This window comes from Pseudoalteromonas sp. C2R02, assembly GCF_018860845.1.
GTDB lineage: Bacteria > Pseudomonadota > Gammaproteobacteria > Enterobacterales > Alteromonadaceae > Pseudoalteromonas.
The window spans coordinates 98,604-116,811 of sequence record NZ_JAHKQC010000036.1 but is presented as its reverse complement, the minus strand read 5'-3'; the positions used below and the strand labels follow the sequence as shown (position 1 = coordinate 116,811).

The following is an 18,208-nucleotide window of genomic DNA, read 5'->3' as shown; positions in this document are numbered from 1 at the left end:
TATTAAGTCTATTTTGGCGATAAATATTTTTTTAAAATGGTATCCATTTCTTCGATTTTAATTGGTTTGGTTATGTATTGATCCATGCCTGCTTTAAAAGCGAGCGAAGAATCTTCTTTCATTGCATTAGCCGATAATCCACATATTGGTAAATCTATAAATCCATTTTCTCTTATCTTTTGTGTTGCAGTGTAACCATCCATTATTGGCATCTGAACATCCATGAAAATCAAATCATATGACTTTCTGGAAATGATTTTTTGAACTGCTATTTTACCATCAATAGCAACATCAAATGTTAAACCAAAAGATGTGAGTATTTTACCTGCTACAACCCGATTTATCGGGTTATCTTCTACAAGTAAGACATGTCCTTTAAATTGTTGTTTAGGGTTTTCTTTAGTTTTATTTGTAGGTTCATTTGTGCTATTTGATTGCGTTAGCTGCCTAATAAATTTATAAAGTTTTAATGGTGTGAATGGTGCTACAAGATAAACAAAAGTATCACAACTTTTAAAACTATCTAAATTACCGATAATATAACCAATTTTGATATTCTTTTTATTTATTATCTCCTTATTTGTGGTAAAAAATGGCGATATAACAGATGAAACAGAATCAATCAGAATCGTACTACCTTGTTCTATTTCATTTATTAGCCCTACTTCATAGATATCTTTTATTATAGTCACAGATTTTGATAAAGCTTTTAAGTAATCACGAGGAATGAGAGGCACTTTAGTATCAATTACATAAAAAAACTTATCAGTGTTTTGCTCTAGAGTGTCATAAATTGAATGATTTGGTGTTTGAGAATCCAACATAAAACTCGCTGTAAATTTACTGCCTTTATCAGGTGATGAAGAGACATTAACTTGTCCACCCATGAGTTTAACAAGCTGTTGTACAATTGATAACCCTAAACCCGTACCACCAAATTTTCGACTTGTAGATCCATCAGCTTGAGTAAAAGAGTCAAATACTTTCTTCTGTTGTTCTGAATTCATACCAATTCCGGTATCAGATACAGTACAAATTAACTCCGTTTTTTGTGAATTTTTTAGTTTATTTACTTTTACACTCAGTTCAATTTTACCTTCAGAAGTAAATTTAACTGCATTAGTACATAAATTAATTAAAACTTGGCTGATCCGGATAGGATCGCCAATAAATGAATATGGAACACCTTTTGATATAAAAAACTCAAATTCAAGATGTTTATTTCGTGTTAAAATAGATATATTAGACAAAATATTATCAAAAATATCATTGATATTAAAATTAACTTGCTCTACATCGAGTTTACCAGCTTCAATTTTTGAAAAATCTAAAATGTCATTAATCACATACATCAAAATTTTAGTTGAATAGGATACTTTCTCTAAATCATCTCTTTGAGAATGACTTAATGTTGTTTCGAGCAACGCTTCAACTAATCCCGAAATACCATTCATAGGAGTCCTAATTTCATGGCTCATATTTGCTAAAAACATACTTTTGGATTTGGATGCTTGCTCAGCTAATATCTTAGCTTGTTCTAACTCATTATTTAATTGAATTTGTTTCTCATTCGATTTTCTTGCATCTCGGAGCAATTCAATTGTTTGTTTGTTTTTAGCATGAAAGATATTCGCAGCTTGGGCTAATAGGCCTATTTCATCTTTACGTCTGAGTTCGGGGATGTTTTCTATATCTTGATCGCGAGACAAGATAGTAAAAACTTGAGTAATGCGTTTAATTGGTTTAATAATACGAAATGTCATGAAAATAGCAGTTATAAGCGCTAGAAATATAACTACCAATGCACTAATTGTATTTCGTAATTTTGCTACTGATAAGCTTGTATTTATTTTATTATCTGTATCCTTTAGCTGATTACTTACGAGTGTATTTAATTCTTTGGTGAGATAAATAAATTCATTAGCAGAGCCTGTCATTACGACATTGACAAGTTCACTATAATTTCGAGTAGTACGGGTTAATGATCTGAAGGTAAGGGCGATCTTATTGATTATCTTAAGTAAAGTATTTTTCTTAACTTGTTCAATATTGAGTTGTTCAATTAAAGCACTTGTCTGAGATATTTTATTTTTAAATATAGTTTTTTGATGATAATCGAACTTAAGCATGTATTGTGATGAAATTGTTTGTATTTGAGAAATATATAACTTGAGCTGCAACTTTTCAGTGGAGGTATTTGGTATTTGATAATAATCAGATATAAGTAAATCTAGTTTATTAAAATTATTTAGCAAATCTTCATTAAATAATGACTCTCTTCTTTGTCTCGAGGCAACGACATCTTTAAAATTGATATTATAATCTTTTAAATGTGCATGCATTCGAGCAATATAATCTTGGTATTGAGATGCATTTTTTTTGCTGTGGGTTTTAGTGCTTAAAGTTGATAAATTTCGGTTTAAGTTCTCCATCAGTTTATCAAATTTAGAAATGACAGAAGTCCGTGCAGTTTGTTTATAAATTAATACGATGCGTTGTAAATCAACAACGTCTTTTCCAAGTTCACCAACGATATTTACTTGTTCAATAGCAAGTTGTTTTAGTCTGAACCCTTCATCAAAAGTTAATTGATCACTTCTGGATAATACGACTTGAGCAATTATCAGAATAATTAAAGATAATAAAACAAATAAAATTTGAAATTTAATCGAGCGATACAAGGTTAACAGTCTCTGGTAATGTTATGAGCTGATAAATTCATACCACCTTTGCAAACTATAATCATAAGTGGGCATAACGCTATTCCATACAGCAACATTACTGAATCTTTTTTCATAGGAACCTCCAGTCCTTATTTCACCGTGTCGCACAGAGATATTGCCATCAGTGCCTTTAAGGTTTTCTTTAGCAGGCTTACCTTGATACCAGTAGTCCCATTCGTCTTTGTTTAGATATTGAGCAGAACGATTTGGATTTGAAATATAATATCCCTGACGCGCAATAAAAGCACCTGGCCATCCCGATAACCACCAGTTCATGTACTCATAAGCGATATCTTTTGCACTTCCTTGAGTTTGTGAAGATAAGCACATTACACCGTGCCAGCCTCGGTATCCCTCTTTTGGGGCTGCAAAAGTTACGGGGACATTTTGTCCATTTAGGGCAGATACAGCAGGTGAAAACATACTTTCAATTACAACTCGATTAGTACTCATGAACCTGACTGATTCTGGTACAGAAGTCCAAAAACCACTAAAATGATTTTGTTGTTTTAAGTCGATTAAGATTGTAAAAAGTTTATCTAGTTCAGCCTTAGTCATGGCGCCTATGTTATTAAATTTTATTAACCCCTGTGCGCTGGCTGCGAGTGCTAAGTCAAATAATCCAATTGTAGGTGCGTTTACAATCGCAACTTTTCCTGAATATTTTTTATCTAATAACCAACCCCAACTTTCGGTTTCATAAGGAATACCTTGTGGAATAACTTTTGTATTGTAACCAAAAGAATCGACGTTATGCACATAAGGTAAAAAACTTAATTTATCTGTATGCTCTATCCCTAAAGTATTATCTTTTTGTACATGAAGGATTTTGAAAGGTGCATCTCCAGCACCTATTTTGGCATCTGGAGTTATTTTCCCTGTTTTTGTTAAACTATTTATTTCCCCCCAGTATTTAAGTCTTTTTTTATCTATCGGTTGAATTGATCCTGATTCCCATAAAACATTAATGCTATCTGACCACTGTTCGTAAAGATCAAAAGCTGATGGGTTAAATGAGGCTTTTTGTAAGACAGCTGCACTGCCTTTTGCTTCAAAGCTGAGCTCTATTCCTAAATCTTCCATCGCTTTGAGTCTAAGTTCTTCTTGTAAAGTAACATGTGTACCCAAAATACGGAGCTTATATTTTTTCTTTGCGAAAACATAGGGAATATGAGTGATTAATCCAGCAGTTGCAGCTGTAAATAGGATTTTCTTTAATGATGATCTTTTTTGTGGATCAGAGATAACTAACTTTTTATTTTCTTGTTTTTTGTTCAAAGAAATTAATCCCTATAACAGAGAAACTAATCGAATAATCATCAGTATAGGATAAATTAAAGTTTGTTCAATTTTGTTATTAAATCGTTTTTATGATAACACAATTGGACTGTTAATTAATTAGGGACTATAGTGGAAATAGGAATTCATATCATTTAGCACGGAGGCTTCATGTCTATTCGTTATACATTTTTTTTAGTTTCATTTTTTGTCATTTTAGCTATGAGTACGATGGCTGGTATTTTATGGAATACGAGTAATAACATTGCTCAAATAGGTGAGCAATATGCCCTTTCAAAAGAACTTACATCAGATATGTTGATGTTACGACGTTATGAAAAAGACTTCATATTACGTAAAGATTTAAAGTACATCGCAAAATTTGAAAATAGAATGTTGATAATGAATAAGCATGTTGAACAGTTAAAATCTGATCTTAATGAAAATACCAATATTCAAAATATGTTGAATGACACCAAACAGAATTTAAAGACTTATCAAGCACAACTGTTTAATTTAGTGGAAATTGATGAAAAAATTGGATTAGAAAAAAATCAAGGTTTACGGGGAGCCTTCAATCAAGCAGAGCAAAATCTTAAGTTGAGTGTTAGCGAAACAGGAGATAGCCAAGCAATTGCGAATACATTACATTTAGTTTTATTAGAAAATGATTTTCAAAGTAATTTAGACTTAAAAGTAAAATCAAATGTCGAAATAGAGCTAGTTCAGGCTAAAAGTTACTTTAATATGTTAAGTAGCCAAGCAGTCGATGATATTGCACAATTCGATATTGCAGCTCAAAATTTGGCTGATGCGCTAAAAATGCGTGGATTAGACCAAAATTCAGGACTCAGAGGTGAATTAAGGGCAAGTATTCATAAAGTGGAAGCGCTTGTTGGCAATGTATCAAATGAGCTTGATTCTACAATTACTACATCTCTTAGTAATTCTAAAAAACAAGGCACGCTAATTGCCGCAATTATGACGATTGCGATTGCAACTTTATTAATAATGCAAACAAAACGGGTGTTTAATCGACTTCAGATTGCAAACGAAAAAATGGCAAATATCAGTCAAGGGGGAGGGGATTTAACCCAACATCTGGATTTATCGGGTAAAGATGAAGTCAATGAACTTGCGCATTCCGTCAATGATTTTATAGATACTACTGCCAATTTAGTACGTGAAATTAAAGAAAAAGGTGAAACTGTTGAGAATGGTGCGCATCATTCAGTAGAATTAAATAAACGTTCACAAGAAGCAATAGAAGAACAAAGAAATAATACGATAGCAGTTAATCAAGCTGTAACGGAATTAGCAACTGCTGTTGATTTAATCGCCCAAAGTAGTGTGGCTGTTCAAGAAAGTGTGACCAATGCTGATGCACAAATTAACATAGGCTCTCAAACTATGTTACAAGCGAGTGGAAAAATGGTTGAACTAACTCAGCATATTGAATCAAATAGTTTAATAATTAATTCAGTCACACATGCAAGTAGTGATATTGAAAAAGTAACTAATGTAATCCGTGAAATTGCAGAACAAACAAACTTATTGGCATTGAATGCGGCAATAGAAGCTGCTCGCGCTGGTGATAGCGGAAGAGGTTTTGCTGTTGTTGCCGATGAAGTACGTACTTTAGCAAAACGAACCCAATCGAGTACAATTGAAATTGAGCGTATGATCAATACCTTGCAAGAGCATGTAAAAAGCTCTCATAATGCCACCAGTAAAAGTTTAGATTTAAGCAATACAATGAACAGCTCAATAAAAGATGCTAATCGTTCTATGTTATCTAATAAAGACGCAATGGATCAGATCAGAGATATGGTAACGCAAATTGCTGGTGCAACAGAAGAGCAAAGGTATACAGTTAAAAGTGTTGAAGATGCAACACGTAATATATCAGTCACGGCCGAACAACTTTTAATTGATTCATGTGAAAACTGTGAAAATTGTGAATGTTTAGAACGAGATGCACATCAAATGAAAGAAGATGTGGCTAAGTTTATAGTATAACTAAGTTGAGTAGAATGATTCTAAGTTGGTAGTACCATACTTAGAATCTTTGATTTATTTGTCACAGCTAAATTAAAGTTTTATACAAATTTTAGCGAGTATTTGTTTAATCTTGCGAACTATTTTGAGTATATTATATCTATCTTTTTCTTTAATCATGCATATAACCACCAATACTATCAACTTTATTCGTTATGCGACCTACACTATATACATGGTTTTATAACTAGGCTTGATAATAAACTAATTCTTTTATATCACAATAATTTTTAAATCCTTGGTAATTTTTAAGTTATTAGGTACTAAATTTTAACTACAAGTTATTAAGTGTTAGTATTCATAATTACTACTTCATCAAACCACGGAGATTACCCATGAAAGCGTGTAACCAATGTGGAAAATGCTGTATTAAATATGGCGGTGCTGATTTAAGCATTACGAGAGAAGAAATTAATATGTGGGAGTTGTTTACTCCACATATATCTGAATATATAAGAAATGGAAAAGCTTGGTTTGATCCTGATACGGGAAAACAACTTGCGCAATGTCCATTTTTAGAAACAGAGGCACAGGAAAATGATCATCCAGTAAGATATACCTGTTCTATTTATCATGATCGCCCTGAAGACTGCCGACATTACCCTACCAGCATTTCTGAAATGATCACCGATGAATGTGAAATGATTGAAGCCTCAGATATTAACAACCAAAAAAAAGCACAAATCAAACTTGATATATTGATGATAGATAGTCGCCCGCCTTATGGAGATGTATGAAAATAGAAGTTTTGCAAAACCCAGAACCAGAATTAATCAACTACCTAGATAAACAAATAGCGGATTTTAATTGGGCTAATTGGGAGGTACAAGAACGAAAACCCTTAGCTGTGCAAATTAAAAATGAACAAGGACAAGTTATTGCAGGTGCTGCAGGGCGCTCATTTGGTAATTGGTTACAATTGAGTACCTTGTGGGTCTCAGAACAGTTACGTGATCAGGATATAGGCAGTGAAATATTGAAGAGTTTTGAAGATGCCGGTAAAACGAGAGGGTGTATTCAATGTTTATTAGATACACTTAATTTTCAAGCGATGCCTTTTTATAAAAAGCATGGTTATGAAACACAATGGGTGCAAGAAAACTATCCAAAAACAGGCTGTAAATACTTTATGGTCAAAACTTTATAATTGAGAGTCATTTGATAATAAAAAAAATACCTTGCCAAGTGGCATTGCCAGTACGACACACGGTTTTATGGCCAGATAAACCAGTATCATTTTGTGTAGTCGAAGGTGATGAAAACGCTCTTCATTTTGGTGTTTTTATTAAAGGCCAGTTAGTGACAGTGGCATCAATATATATAGATGGCACAAATGCACGACTGAGAAAGTTTGCAACTTTACCTGATTTTCAAGGGCAAGGATTAGGGTCATACCTAATCAAACATATTATAGAAATATTAAAATCTAAAGATATTACGTTATTTTGGTGTGATGCCCGAAAAACAGCTATCAGCTTTTATCAAAAATTAGGCTTAAAACAACGAGGCAAAGAGTTTGATAAATCCGGTGTTATGTATATTAAAATGGCGGTTTACTTAAATTGAATAGTTAGTTTAGATAAAGTGATAAAGGTCGATACAAATTATAATCTTACCTAACTGGCTAATTCTATAAGTATTTTGAAAGGATGAATAAACTAATGGATACAATCGAGAATTACATATCAAATATCCCACAAGAGCGACAAGCTGCATTTATTAAATTACGGCAAGTAATATTAGATAACCTACCTAAAGGCTTTGAAGAGAAAATGAGCTATAGCATGCCAGGTTATGTTGTGCCTCATAGTTTATATCCCCCTGGTTATCATTGTGATCCTAGTTTGCCATTACCCTTTTCAAGTATTGCTAACCAAAAAAACTTTATTGCTTTATATAGCTCATCTATTTATGCGGATAAAGAAATATTAGATTGGTTTGTTAGTGAATATCCTAATCATAGCTCCACAAAACTAGATATGGGGAAAAGCTGTATCCGGTTTAAAAATGTGAATAAAATCCCCTACGAATTGATTGCACAATTAATGCAAAAAATGTCAGTTGATCAGTGGATTGATTTATATGAAAAAAGGAATAAATAGGTTTTTTAGAGACTTAAATAAATTTTACGCCCTTTATTAAAAGTATAATCATTATTTTAAACTAAAATATATTAGTGAATAGTTTTAAATATCTAACTTCAATGGTATTTTAGCTTTTAAAAGTAAAAAAAAGCGAATATATGACTAATAAGACAACTTTAATTTCTAATCTTTGGATAAAATCAATTGTCTTTGGTTGCTTTGGTGGTCTAGCCAATTTATTACCGCTTTCTTTTTTATCAAACACTGAATTTCTTTTTGGTCAATTATTTGCATTTTATATCCTATTCACATGCGGACTGCGCTATTCACTTGTAACAGGCTCTCTAGCGAGTAGTTTCCTTTTTATAAAATGGGGACATAGTTGGTCTGCAATTGTACTTACTCTTGAATTATTGTGGTTATATAGATTCTCAATTGAGAAACATAAACCTATCTTTAGCACTGGAATCGTTTTTTGGCTATTAATAGGCATCCCTATTATTGGCGTAATTGGGGTTTTTGTATTCAATATTCCTTGGTTATCGATTGTCATTGCACAGGTTAAGTATTTTTTAAATGCCATGGTGTGTTTATCAATCGCAAATATGTTTTTTTTATATTCACCTCATCTGATATCACAAAATCAAAAGTATAAAACGTCTTTAGAAAGTTTACTTAATCAAACAATTAGTACTTTGGTTGGTTTAGCAATTTTAGCTGTTACGCTCATTGTGATTAATTTTAACCACCAAAGGTTTCAATTTGATGTGCGTACACAATTAGCCAATAAAGCGGGTGATATTGCTAATTTAGTTGATACACATTTAACACGCCATGCTAATGCGATTAAAGTTGGCACTCAAAGCATTATAAATGGTTCATCTCGTCAAGATGTCATTAATAACTTAACAGACAACTATCCAAATTTTTTAACCAGCTTTACGGCAGATAAAACAGGTAATATAGAAAGTGCCGTACCAAACAGCTTTCTTGAAAATTTAAAAAGTGGCAGCTTCTCCGTCATTGATAGAGATTATTTTAAGCAAAGTAAAATGACTCAGGAGGTAAACATATCAGATGCCTTTGAAGGTAGAGGTTTTGGCAATGATCCTATCGTAGCAATCGCTAAAGGTATTTATGATAATGATCATTTTACAGGTATTATTGAAGGCTCATTAAATTTAAAAGACTTTTCAAATTATCAACCAAAATTATTTGATCAAGTTGTGGATTTGATGATTTTAGATAAAGGGAATCAAGTTGTATTTTACTCTGGTGATATGAATTTCCCAATTTTAAGTAAAGTATCCCAAGATAAATTATCACTTTTAAAAACTGATGATAACAATCCTGTATTTACGACAAAAGATAACGAAGCATATTTTGTAAGTAGTCAAAAATCAGAGCAAAGCCAATGGCGTTCTGTGTTGTTTTTTAAACAGTCTTATATAGAAATGCAATCAGCTTTATCATGGCTAAAAGCGATATTGGCGATGTCATGTATTTTTGTCTTAGTCTTTATTTTTACAACCAAATTAAGCCGCTGGTTAGTATCTGGAATACATTCTTTAAGTCAGCAAATGAATGATTTTGATCCGATGAAAAATACTGAGGTAGCACTCAAAAAACAACAGGCTTGGTATGAAATAGATCAGTTGCAACAGCAGTTTAATAAATTGGCTAATAAACTCAATATTAGCTTTTCAGAATTGGCACGTTCTGATAGTGAAAATACTGATTTAAATAAAAAGCTAAATTTGTACAATGAAAATTTAGCTTCAGAAGTTGAAAAAACAACGCGTAGTTTAAAGCTGAGCATGCAAGTTGCTGAGAGGGCTAATAAGGCTAAATCTATTTTTCTTGCCAATATGAGTCATGAAATTAGAACGCCAATGAATGGTATTATTGGCATGAACAATATTATTTTGAAAATGCCTGATTTACCAGATGAAGTCTTAGAAAAAGTGCAATTAACCCAAAGCTCTGCTAATACATTAATGACATTACTAAATGATATTTTAGACTTTTCTAAAATAGAAGCAGGCCAATTAAGGCTTGAGCAATGTAAAACTAATCTTCATGAGCTATTTGAACAGTCGATACAAATTTTTAAGCTATCTTCATTACAAAAAGGGGTAACAATTAAAGTTAATGGTTTAGAAAAATTACCTATTTGGGTAGATACAGATCCTGTTAGGTTGAAGCAAATCATTTCAAACTTATTAAGTAATGCTGGTAAGTTCACTCATCAAGGTGAAGTGAAATTAAATATGACATATTCAAATGATAAATTACGTTTTGCTGTAGTTGATACGGGAATAGGGATTAATGAGTCACAACAAAAAACTTTGTTCTCTGAATTTAATCAAGCAGATAGCTCTACTACTAGAAAATATGGTGGAACTGGTTTAGGTTTAGCTATCTGTCGTAAACTTGTTTTATTGTTTGGCGGTTCAATTGAGCTTGACAGTGAAATTAATAAAGGCAGTTGTTTTAAAGTCATGATCCCAGTGACAACATCTGATACAAAAATTAGAGAAATACTAGAAGTTAAACCTGTCATAAATTTATCGGGTAAAAAAATTCTATTAGTAGAAGACAACATAGTAAACCAAATCGTAGCACACACTATATTGGAGTCTTTTGATGCTAATGTAGAAATAGCTGAAAATGGGCAGGAGGCTTTAAACAAGTTATCTCAAACAACATATTCAGCTGTTTTAATGGATTGTCAAATGCCGATAATGGATGGATTAGAGGCTACTAAGCTTATTAGACAATCTCCTGATAAGTATGGAACACCTATTATCATTGCTTTGACGGCTAATGCATTTGATGAAGATCAACAGAGATGTTTGGCGGTCGGTATGAACGACTTTATAAGTAAACCGATAGAAAGCGAGGTGTTACTATCTGTGCTTAATAAATGGTGTGAAAAAAGATAGCGTTAAAAATACTCTGAGCATCATTTTCACTCAGAGTATTAAATGTATCATTTAACTGATGGATTAATTATATTTACTGGCATTTCCAACAATGTAATCCGCTTGGCGAACTGAACCACTGAGGACTATTTAGACCTGAAGATTGTGCCCATGGCGTTATTTGTGGATATGCGATTGTAATATCTACGCGTTCAAAAGGATGTTTCCAACGTGAGGTAATATTAAGTGCCCAAGGTAGATTTCCAGATGTCACGTAATATTTACCAATATGAGCTAAAGAAGCATCATCTTGACTACCAAATTGCGACATATCAGCTAAATCTGTTGGAGATTTATTTGGCAGGTGAACTTCTAACCCTCTGTTATATGTGGAGAAAATAAAAGGGTTGTAAGGAGCTGTGTCTAACTCCCAGGAATTAACCGCTTGTATAAAACTGAACGAAAAATTGACGTTCTTTGTGCTTTTTATATCGCCAGGCATGGTATTAAAAAATTCAAACTCACCAGATGAAGGCATTAAATCATGTAAATTATTCATTAATACAAATACTAACTCACCGCTGTGGCCAGCTTCAGGAGAGGTTTCTTGTGCATTACCCTCAATTGAGATTGTTGCATTTTCGACATTAGCCTCATCCATACCATCAAAACTCAGTGCAAATCCATTTGCTTGAGCGGCGCCTCGTGAGACAAACTCAGCATTAAAGTTGATCTGTTTTATTTTGTTACTGCTATCAGTAATTGTTTCAAAGTAATAATGTAATACTAAGTCATTTAAATCATAATCACCTTGTTTAGGCCATAAATCTTCAAACGCTAAAGTATATTCGCCAGTTGTTGGTGTTCTTGCTTTAAAAGCTCTCAGCGGGTCTAGTGGATAGGCATCATCAGAATCAGATACGCCATCATTATCACTGTCACCTATTGTTGGAAAAGTGATAGTTGTTGCAGTACCAACAATACCGTTGCTATCAGTTGGTGTTATGGTAACACGCCAGCGTTCGCCAAGATTTGTTTGACTTGAAGGTACTGTATTTCCAGTATGTTCTGATTTACCTGCAAAGGTATCATCTACAAAGTATCCTTGGCCAACATCCACAAACCAACGATAGTGGTATGTAACTGAATCATTATCCGGATCAGCTGGTGTAGGCCCAATAATAGCGACTGTTAAGTCATCATTTACAGAGGAAGCAGTATTAGGTGTAAAGCTAATTTCAGGTTGATAAGGAGGAGAATTATTTATTTCTAAGTAAGTAATTGTTAATAAGCTATAATCTAAAGTTGTAGCCCAATATCTTTGATTATGGTTCATATCAATATCTAAAAATACATTTATTAAACCATCATCTGATATGCTAGATAAAGGCACATTAAAAAAAGTTTCTGACCATGTATTATTTGTTCCTTGAAGTAGACCTGGATCTAAATCTATGCCATCAACTGCAATGCCGTCATATTCACCATTTTGGCCATGAGTCGCCTCTGAATCAACATCCCAACCCCTGACCAGCAAGGTTGCACTTTGTATCTGATAGCTATCATTATTGTAGTCAGCAAAATTATGTTGCCAACCATAATCTTCATTAAACCAAGAATATTCATCAAAACCGTAACCACTGGGCTTGATGTAATGAGGTGAGGTTGAACTTCCTGTAATCTTTTGAGTATAAGTAAATGTGCCATCACCATTATCGACTGTATTTTGTTCTGTAGGTGAAGCATAAGCGCTAGAAGATATAAAGCCTAAGGTGAAAATAGATGCTATTTTTATTGTCTTTAAAATATTCATAATCACACCTTATAAATCTGAAGTAGTTGCGATATCACAGCCTACGGGAATAATTTGTTGAATTTCAGAGCTCTCAACTCTTTGAGAGCAAGAAATAGCATCTGATGTAACATCGACTAAAATTCCTAACCAATCATTTGGAATATTAAAATTAATGGGTAGTTCACCATACGTATCAGTCAAACCTGTAAATACAGGTGAAGTAATGATATTTTCATCTTGATCAATACCAAATATCTTCACTATATATGAACCAGCTACAGGCATGTTATCTACTTGAGGTAAGATAGATTGACCGTCAACTGAAATCGGTCTTTTAGCAACTTGATTATCAGTAAAATTACTTACTAATTTAAGATTTGCATTTGCTTGTGATTGCATTGACCAATTAAAGGTATCTGATACTGTAATATCTGAAAAACCAGTTGATTGAACAGGTTCTTCAACAACGATAGGACTTGGTTCTAGCTCAGTGGAAGACGTTTTCGCTTTATCGCTGCCACCACCACATGCCATAAGGTATGGAAAAACTGAAACTAATAGTATGCGTAACTTTGTCATGATTAAGAACCTTAGTTTACTTTAAAATGTTAATAACGCATAAAGCGAGCCACTATTAAACTATTGTTAATTATACAAAATTAATTTTATCTTTTACTTATTTGCATTATGCAATGCAGATTGGCTTTAACAATGATTTTGTTATTGTGTTAATTAATATATATTGATGCGCAATAAGATATTTAACTGATATCACAAAATTTAAAAAAGGGTTTTCAATGACAAAAGTTTTAGTATTTGGTAATTCAGGTTCAGGAAAATCAACTTATGCTAAAAAGCTAAGCTTAAATGAAAACTTAGTACATTTAGATTTAGATACAGTCGCATTTAAAAAAGACAATCCAATACAAAGAAAGCCATTACAAGAGTCTATCGCAGAAATTCAAGAGATTATTAATCAACATGACGCTTGGGTAATAGAAGGTTGTTATGGTGATTTAATTCAATGTCTTTTTGAATATGCTGACGAATTAGTTTTTTTAAATCTTCCTAAAATACTTTGTCAAAATAATGCAAAGAACCGGCCTTGGGAACCTCATAAATATGAATCAAAGGCAGCTCAAGATAAAAACTTACCTATGTTATTAGACTGGATTGCTGGATATTACGAACGTGATGATACATTTTCTTTTGCTTGTCATAATGAACTTTATCAAAGTTTCTCAGGTAAAAAACAACAGATAACATCTAACTGATAACAAGAATAAGATAATAAAAATGGAATATGCATCAGGGTTGATTCAGCTTAAGCCTAATACTGAAGACAAGGTAGAGCACTGGCGCAGTGTAATTGCATCACGCCTTGATGAAGCTGCTGCGACTTTACAAGATGAAGAGGTACAAATTGAATCTTGGTTTAAAATAGAAATTGATAATAAACAGTATTTATTATGGTACTTAAGAGCGAAGTCGATTCAGCAAGTCTTTGAAATATCAATGCAGCTGAAGCATCCTATTGATAAATTTCATTATGAATTGATGTCTGAGATCACAGCTCAAAACGGTAATATTTTAGCGACACCTATGATTGATATCCCAAGGGAGTAATATCTGTACATTTATTTTATATCATTATACAAAGGAATTTAATTTGAGTAACTTCGGAGTATATCTATTATTACCAATTAGTTTATTAATTGGTATTTCTTTAGCGTCTCAAGCAGGCGTAAATTCACAACTCAGACTTGCCTTAAGTAACCCAATTCAAGCAGCTTTTATTTCGTTTTTGTTCGGTACAATTATTTTAGGTATAGTTGCTTTTATACAAGGAGATGCATGGCTCAAACCTGGTTCATTAGCTCAGATCCCTTGGTGGGCATGGATTGGCGGTTTGCTTGGAGCCTTTAATATTGCAATGTCTATTTTTTTAGCACCTAAGTTAGGTGCCTTGGTTTTAGCGGTATCTGTAGTATGTGGTCAAGTCATTGCATCTTTGGCACTTGATCATAATGGTTGGCTAGGATATCCAAAAATTGAAATTAATACTAACCGAATAATAGGTGCACTATTTGTTGTTATAGGCTTGGTTTTGGTTGCTAAAAAATAACGGTTTGTATTTGATCAGCTCAACTTTTCTATTAAAAAATCAATAAAAACACGGATCACAGGTTTTGGGTGTTTACTACCAAGATAAACCGCATAAATATCACCGCTTGAACCTTCATGTAATGAAGGTTTCCAATCAGGCAAACATACAGTTAGCTTTTTTTGAGTAATTAAGCCTTTCATCATCCAGTTTGACATTTGCACAATTCCGCCATGAGCGACTGCAGCTTCTAATAGCGGTGTACCTCCTTTAGATCTTAAATTGCCTTGTACGGGTACTTTGAGGTATTTATTTTTTTTATGAAAATGCCAATAGGTTCTTTGCCTATCGTTATCTAATAATAAGCAATTATGATCACCCAGATCTTCAGGTCTCTTAGGTATACCATGCTGCTCTAAATATTCGTTTGAAGCACATAATAAGGTTTCGTTACGTAATAACATTCTGGCGCGTAAACTGGAGTCTGCAGGTTGTCCGATTCGAATGCCGATATCAATATTATTGCTATTTAAATCGACCATTTGATTATCTAAATCTATTGTCGCGTTAACTTTAGGGTATCGGTTTAAAAACTCAGGTAGAACAGTTGATATGCATAAACGGCCGAAGCTTTCAAAAACAGATATTCTAAGTGAGCCTTCAGGTTCGACATTGCTCTGCTTCATCGAAGATATAAGAGAATCTGCTTCAGTTAATAACTTTTCAGCACCTTCTAAAAATTGCTGTCCATCTTGAGTTAATATCAAACTGCGTGTACTGCGTTTAAATAAAGTTACCGATAATTTCTTTTCTAAATTATCAATATTCCTAGCAACAGAAGAGGGTGCCATATTTAAAATAACCCCCGCTTTTGAAAAGCTTCCACAATCGACTGTTTTAATAAAAATTCGAATTAAATCTAGCATTGAAGTATCCAATTTATCTTTGCTTATTACGCAAAGCTGATTCGCTTATGGTGATTATTCTAAACGTAATTAGAAGGGCATACAATTATCTTATCCACTTAACAATTAACCTATAGCAGGAAATATAATGCAAAACAGACTTAAAATAGAGACTATTGAACCACAAGCTTTAACACCTATGTATGCTTTAGAAGTATATTTGAATTCAACGGATATCGAGCCTAGCCTAAAAGGGCTAATTAAATTAAATGCTTCTATCATTAATAAATGTGCTTATTGTATTCAAATGCATTCAACTGAGGCTAGAAAAAATGGTGAAACAGAACAAAGAATATATGCTTTGTCTGCTTGGCAAGAGTCGCCTTTATTTAACGAAACTGAACGAGCGGTATTGCAACTTACTGAGGAGGTGACTTTATTGTCTGAGCAAGGAATAACGGATTTAACATATCAAAAATGCATCACTTTATTAGAAGAAGAACTTACAGCGCAATGCATTATGCATATTGTGACTATTAATGCATGGAATCGCATCGCACTCGCTACAAAAATGAGCCATTAATTACCTTTGTTTTTTTCAAAATGGCTCAAAGTTTTTCTTGCGCGTTGAGCTACTTTATTATCTTGTATTTGTGATATAAGCATTTTTGCATGTTCAAAATCGCTAGGTGCTTCTTGAATAATGATACGAAAAAGAGCTAAATCTTTTGCTTTATTATTATCTAATTGTCTGATCCAACTCTCTGTTGCCGTAGCATCTTTTTTATACCATTGGGAGGCGATGCTTGGTATTAAGTTTTCAAGCTGCGCAATATCTGTTACTTGATTTAATGCGAGTGCTGCTTGTTGTGGGTTTTGGCGGCTCCAGTTATGAAAAAGCGTTTGTTGTGCATCTTTAAAATCTGGGTATTCATTGTATTGATTTAACCAAGTATTAGCTTCTTCAATGTTATATCGACTTTTCTCATAAATCAATGCCGATAACATTGCGCTCTTAGCTTTTTGATTAATGACTGAGTCTAAATAAGTCTGTGCCGCTTCAGGAGATGATCTTATTAATGATCTTGAAAGATTGCGAAATATACTTTTAGGTGCATTTATATTATCTGCCCATTGCAGTGCTTCTTTTGGAGATTTGCGACCATATGTTTGTGCTATCTTATTTAATAAACTTTTATTTTTTGTTAAGCCATTCTTTTCAATATATAAAGTTGCAGCTTGTGGATCATAATTTGCCCACTCTGAAATGGCAGTATCAATAACTTCATTACCAAACTGTTCGGAAAATGATTGTGCTATTAACACAGCATTTTCACCATCCTTTTTAGCGAGTTCAGACATGATGCTGGTTATATAAGTTGTATGTTTACCATGTTTCACTTCTGATACAGCAGCTAATGCTGATTCAGGATCTGAATAAGCCCATTGTATAAATACTTCATTTATCAACCTTTCTTTTTCACGATTTCCTAAATTCGAACTTATCAGCATACTTTGTAGAGAGAGGTACTTATCTGCTGAAGAGGATTGCCACTTTTCAATAGCAGTGCGAAACATATAATACCTTTCTCGTGAAGGCATTGTTAATGCTAGCAGCTTTTCAAATACGAGTTCTGGATCCATTGAATCTAGCTTAGCCCTTAATATTTTTTGTTGCATTGCAGGAGAAAATAACTCGGCTTGTGCAAATAAGTAGTCACTTTTTTTAAAGTGATTATCTTTTAACAAATAGCTGAAATAGTACTCTTGCTGTTTTAAATGAAAATTATCTTGAACGAATAAAAGTGCACTTTTAATATCGATTAAAGCCCAGTCATGCAATATACCTCTAAAAGTGCGAGGGGCACTCTTATCTAATGGTTCTAGATTTAAATTAAAGTAAGCGTAATATAATTCTGCGGTTGATAAGGGATCTATTAATAGCATTTTTTGTCGAACAATGTGCGATAGCTTAATTTTTGGGTCATGTTTTTCTAAGTCAAATAGCATTGTCAAACTTTCTGATAACTGATTAAAGTTCATAGTGTTTGCTAAATTATGTGCTGCTAAACCTTGTTTAAACCCAGTGCCAATTTTGGCTATTTGTACAAAGTTAGTTAATTTAACAAGTTCCACATCAGATTGATTATATGCGCTATGAGTGGTGTTGACTTTATTAACAATGATTTTGGTTGATACGTCAGTATTGTGGTTTTCTAATGTCTTATTTTTAGCAATAATCTGTGGTGTTAGATTGATATAAGTAATTAAAGAACCGAGTAATACTGAGAAAATTGAAACTACACTAAATTTAACCATGCTAAAACTCATCATGTA

16 protein-coding genes are annotated in these 18,208 nt (G+C 33.1%); 10 read left to right on the top strand and 6 right to left on the bottom strand.

Going from position 1 to position 18,208, the window contains the following annotated elements; all coding sequences use genetic code 11:
* Positions 1–8: 8 nt before the first annotated feature.
* Entirely contained in the window at positions 9–2,681 is a 2,673-nt protein-coding gene (locus KO527_RS16205) for an ATP-binding protein (protein WP_216041325.1), read from the bottom strand.
* Between the two features lie 21 nt (positions 2,682–2,702).
* Positions 2,703–3,932, bottom strand: a complete 1,230-nt coding sequence (locus KO527_RS16200) for an extracellular solute-binding protein (RefSeq protein ID WP_354668628.1) — start codon at positions 3,930–3,932, stop codon at positions 2,703–2,705.
* Positions 3,933–4,172: 240 nt separating this feature from the next.
* On the opposite strand from KO527_RS16200, the gene KO527_RS16195 reads away from it, so the two are divergent.
* From KO527_RS16195 to KO527_RS16170, 6 genes are all read left to right on the top strand, one after another.
* Entirely contained in the window at positions 4,173–6,020 is a 1,848-nt protein-coding gene (locus tag KO527_RS16195; RefSeq protein WP_216041323.1) for a methyl-accepting chemotaxis protein, read from the top strand.
* A 374-nt stretch (positions 6,021–6,394) separates the two neighbouring features.
* On the top strand, positions 6,395–6,796 hold the full coding sequence (locus KO527_RS16190; RefSeq protein WP_216041322.1) for a YkgJ family cysteine cluster protein: 402 nt from the start codon (positions 6,395–6,397) through the stop codon (positions 6,794–6,796).
* Positions 6,793–7,206, top strand: coding sequence for a GNAT family N-acetyltransferase (locus KO527_RS16185; RefSeq protein ID WP_216041321.1), 414 nt, complete (start codon positions 6,793–6,795; stop codon positions 7,204–7,206). The genes KO527_RS16190 and KO527_RS16185 overlap by 4 nt, the downstream gene beginning before the upstream one ends.
* A gap of 11 nt (positions 7,207–7,217) precedes the next feature.
* Complete coding sequence (locus KO527_RS16180; RefSeq protein WP_252733809.1) at positions 7,218–7,625, top strand: GNAT family N-acetyltransferase; 408 nt, start codon at positions 7,218–7,220, stop codon at positions 7,623–7,625.
* A gap of 95 nt (positions 7,626–7,720) precedes the next feature.
* Entirely contained in the window at positions 7,721–8,161 is a 441-nt protein-coding gene (locus KO527_RS16175; protein WP_252733808.1) for a DUF1801 domain-containing protein, read from the top strand.
* Between the two features lie 140 nt (positions 8,162–8,301).
* Positions 8,302–11,088: an ATP-binding protein gene (locus KO527_RS16170; RefSeq protein WP_216041319.1), complete on the top strand. Its 2,787-nt coding sequence runs from the start codon at positions 8,302–8,304 to the stop codon at positions 11,086–11,088.
* Between the two features lie 73 nt (positions 11,089–11,161).
* Here KO527_RS16170 and KO527_RS16165 read toward each other — a convergent pair whose 3' ends face one another.
* Both KO527_RS16165 and KO527_RS16160 read right to left on the bottom strand, forming a co-directional pair.
* The gene (locus tag KO527_RS16165; protein WP_216041318.1) at positions 11,162–12,880 is read right to left on the bottom strand and encodes an LruC domain-containing protein; all 1,719 of its coding nucleotides are present in this window, start codon (positions 12,878–12,880) and stop codon (positions 11,162–11,164) included.
* A 9-nt stretch (positions 12,881–12,889) separates the two neighbouring features.
* On the bottom strand, positions 12,890–13,441 hold the full coding sequence (locus KO527_RS16160; protein ID WP_216041317.1) for a hypothetical protein: 552 nt from the start codon (positions 13,439–13,441) through the stop codon (positions 12,890–12,892).
* 218 nt (positions 13,442–13,659) lie between these two features.
* On the opposite strand from KO527_RS16160, the gene KO527_RS16155 reads away from it, so the two are divergent.
* From KO527_RS16155 to KO527_RS16145, 3 genes are read left to right on the top strand one after another with little or no spacing between them, the layout of a single operon-like run.
* Entirely contained in the window at positions 13,660–14,136 is a 477-nt protein-coding gene (locus tag KO527_RS16155) for an AAA family ATPase (protein WP_216041316.1), read from the top strand.
* Between the two features lie 22 nt (positions 14,137–14,158).
* Positions 14,159–14,488, top strand: a complete 330-nt coding sequence (locus KO527_RS16150; RefSeq protein WP_216041315.1) for a DUF6176 family protein — start codon at positions 14,159–14,161, stop codon at positions 14,486–14,488.
* Between the two features lie 43 nt (positions 14,489–14,531).
* Positions 14,532–14,987 (top strand): DMT family transporter, encoded by a 456-nt coding sequence (locus tag KO527_RS16145; RefSeq protein WP_216041314.1) that lies wholly within the window; start codon positions 14,532–14,534, stop codon positions 14,985–14,987.
* A 14-nt stretch (positions 14,988–15,001) separates the two neighbouring features.
* On the opposite strand, the gene KO527_RS16140 is transcribed toward KO527_RS16145, so the two are convergent.
* Positions 15,002–15,892 (bottom strand): LysR family transcriptional regulator, encoded by an 891-nt coding sequence (locus KO527_RS16140; protein ID WP_216041313.1) that lies wholly within the window; start codon positions 15,890–15,892, stop codon positions 15,002–15,004.
* Between the two features lie 127 nt (positions 15,893–16,019).
* On the opposite strand from KO527_RS16140, the gene KO527_RS16135 reads away from it, so the two are divergent.
* Positions 16,020–16,454, top strand: a complete 435-nt coding sequence (locus KO527_RS16135) for a carboxymuconolactone decarboxylase family protein (protein ID WP_216041312.1) — start codon at positions 16,020–16,022, stop codon at positions 16,452–16,454.
* Here the strand turns inward: KO527_RS16135 and KO527_RS16130 are convergent.
* Positions 16,451–18,190 (bottom strand): hypothetical protein, encoded by a 1,740-nt coding sequence (locus tag KO527_RS16130; protein WP_216041311.1) that lies wholly within the window; start codon positions 18,188–18,190, stop codon positions 16,451–16,453. The genes KO527_RS16135 and KO527_RS16130 overlap by 4 nt on opposite strands.
* Between the last annotated feature and the right edge of the window lie 18 nt (positions 18,191–18,208).